A 570-nucleotide genomic window follows, 5' to 3' on the forward strand; every position below is an offset into this window, starting at 1 on the left:
AATTTAATTATTTTTTTATATTATTTTTCAGCATTTTGAATTGATTTTTCAGAATAGATTAAAGGTTTCCTATAATGTGTTAATAACATATAATAACGAATAACATTTGAATCATATTTTTCTAATAAACTTTTAATTGTTATTGAATTTTCTTTTGATTTGGACATAACTACTTTTTGAGTGTTGTTATTAACACTCACATGACCATTATGAATCCAATATGAAACGTGATTTTCTCCAATTAATGCTTCGGATTGAGCAATTTCGTTTTCATGATGTGGGAATTTTAAATCAAGACCACCACCATGAATATCAAATCTATTTCCTAATAAATCTCTTGACATTGTGGAACATTCAATATGCCATCCTGGTCTTCCACTTCCCCATGGGGATTTCCAAGAATAACTACCATCATTAATTTTTTTCCATAACACGAAATCCGAATCAGTTTCTTTTATTTTTCTATTATTCAATTTCCCATATTCTGGAAATGATTTAATTGAAAAATAAACAGAACCATCACTAGAAATATAGGCCATATTTTTATTTAATAATTGGTAAATAAATTCA

1 protein-coding gene is annotated in these 570 nt (G+C 26.5%); it reads right to left on the bottom strand.

All coding sequences use genetic code 11. The features are described from left to right. Nucleotides 1–20: 20 nt before the first annotated feature. The coding region (locus tag KC460_05255; GenBank protein MCA9770749.1) for a cysteine--tRNA ligase at nt 21–570 on the bottom strand (550 nt) is incomplete at its 5' end.

This window comes from Candidatus Dependentiae bacterium (assembly GCA_020431705.1).
Lineage (GTDB): Bacteria > Babelota > Babeliae > Babelales > Vermiphilaceae > JAGQHQ01.